Raw genomic sequence first — 866 nt, 5'->3', positions numbered from 1 at the left:
GCAGGATGCGCTGCGGCTGGCCGGCGACTGGCTGAGCGACGCCGGCTATGCCGTGGAGGAGGCCGCGCCGCCGGGCTTCGCCGAGATCGCCCGGCTGTGGATGGCGATGCTGGGCACCGAGATGCAGGGCCCGGCGATGCAGCAGGCGATGGCGCTCGCCGACGAGCCGCTGCGCCGGTCTCAGGCGCTGACCGCCACCCTGTCGCCCCACCTGTCGGCCGAGGAGATGCTGGCTGGCTTCACCGCCCGCGCCACCCACCAGCGGGCCTGGCAGCTGTTCTTCGAACGTTATCCGCTGCTGCTGATGCCGACCTCCTGGGCCATGCCCTTCCCGGTCGGCTACGACACCGTCGGCGAGGGCGAAGCGCTGGAGATCCTGCAGGCGCACAGCCCCTGCTGCGTCACGGCGTTTCTCGGCGTCCCGGCGATCTCGGTCCCGGTGGTGCGTGCGCCGCTGCCGGTCGGTATCCAGCTGGTGGGCGCCCGGTTCCGCGACGGGCTTTGCCTGACCGCCGCCGAAGCGCTCGGTCGGCGCATCGGTCCGATCCTGCCGATCGACCCGAAGGGACGGCGCGCATCCCGATAAATCCTGGCACGAACTAGTCATTTGACCTAGTTTCGGTTCCCTGCCGGCCGACCGCGCCGGAATGCCCGGTCCTGCGCGCGTTTCCCGTGCGCGGCCCGCGTCGACCAAGGAGGAAACCGAAGGTGTTACGGAGAGCGAAGAGTGAGGCCAAGCGCGAAACCATCCTGCAGGCGGCGATCACCGTCATCGCCAAGGAGGGCGTGCACGGCGCCACCACGCGCAAGATCGCGGCGGAAGCGGGAATCAATCTCGCGACCCTGCATTACCAGTTCGAAAGCAA

At 69.5% G+C, this 866-nt stretch carries 2 protein-coding genes; both read left to right on the top strand.

Annotated features, from left to right (window positions below; translation table 11 throughout):
• Positions 1-586 (top strand): amidase family protein (locus I71_RS05525; RefSeq protein ID WP_042691973.1); only part of this gene is annotated, 586 nt, incomplete at its 5' end.
• Positions 587-672: 86 nt separating this feature from the next.
• Positions 673-866, top strand: a 194-nt coding sequence (locus I71_RS40525) for a TetR/AcrR family transcriptional regulator (protein WP_307188964.1), incomplete at its 3' end; no start/stop codon positions are given.

It is taken from the genome of Azospirillum sp. B506 (assembly GCF_000333595.1).
In the GTDB taxonomy this organism is placed as follows: Bacteria; Pseudomonadota; Alphaproteobacteria; order Azospirillales; family Azospirillaceae; genus Azospirillum.
Note: the sequence above shows the minus strand (reverse complement) of the source record. Positions and strands in the feature narration are given on the sequence as shown.